The organism is Alicyclobacillus sp. CIJ1, from assembly GCF_057538885.1.
In genome coordinates, this window is the sequence record NZ_BAAJPH010000089.1 from 1 (window position 1) to 946 (window position 946).

Annotated in this window: 1 protein-coding gene and 1 pseudogene; both read left to right on the forward strand. The window is 50.5% G+C overall.

The genetic code is table 11. The features are described 5' to 3' along the window. Nucleotides 1-364, forward strand: a pseudogene (locus tag AC27E8_RS06590) (hypothetical protein); the annotation flags it as partial. Nucleotides 365-459: 95 nt separating this feature from the next. Beyond that, on the forward strand, nucleotides 460-946 hold a 487-nt coding region (locus tag AC27E8_RS06595; RefSeq protein ID WP_487111392.1), incomplete at its 3' end, for a hypothetical protein.

The following is a 946-nucleotide window of genomic DNA, read 5'->3' on the forward strand; positions in this document are numbered from 1 at the left end:
CACGCTTCATGCGCCGATTGGATATGGGATGTCAGAACCCAATCCGCAGGATTACCGCATTGCGGTACGTGCTTTCAATGGGATCAAGATGTGGCTCGTCGGCAATCAGGTGAACGTGGAGCTTCCGTATACGGGAGACTCGAAAGATTATTACAATGTGTCTGCTTCGCATACGCCACAAGACTACACGACGGAATACTACGCTCCGTCCTTACCTTCTCTCTCCAATGCGAGCCAGTATGAAGGCGGGACGACGATTTCGTTTGCGAAGCCAACCGGATTGTTCAGTATCGGTTTGGGTGCAGGAGTTGGGGTTAATTTGCCCGATATCATCCCCAATACATCTGTGGATTTTGTGCTTTGATTTTTCTAAAATAGCACTGCGCGTCTCTATCGAGGCGCGCAATTTTTTTGCTCGTTTGCATGCCAATGCCCCTTTGAGTAGAAAGGGGTGGTTTTGTGCGCTGGAAACGAAAAGCGATTCGAATGGGACTCACAGGGGCTGCGGCGCTTGCAGCGTTTACCGCTTTGTCGCCCAGTGCCTTTGCTACGCAGGTGATTCAACCCGGAAGTGGGACGAACGGCTATGGATACATCGTCTCAATTAACACCGTGTATACCCAATTTGGCGGTGTGGTCGGAGAACTCGCGATTTATGGAAGTGACACATTCGTGGCCTCCCAAACTAATTCCAGTTCTCCACCGTATCCTGGGTGGTCAGAATTTTTCTATCCGACGAAACTCTACTCGGCTCTCGTCAGCGCAGCGGACGAAATCTCAGGTGCAACCCTGAGCAATGACGTGGTGCAGTCGGACATCGTGAGCGACAACAGTTTGAATGGGAACGGGTATTTGGGGCTGCCAATCAATGAGATAAGCGCGGTTGCTAGCGAATTAGGGGGAAATACTCAGTTCGTAGAGGAGCAAGTAAAACAGTACGAGTATT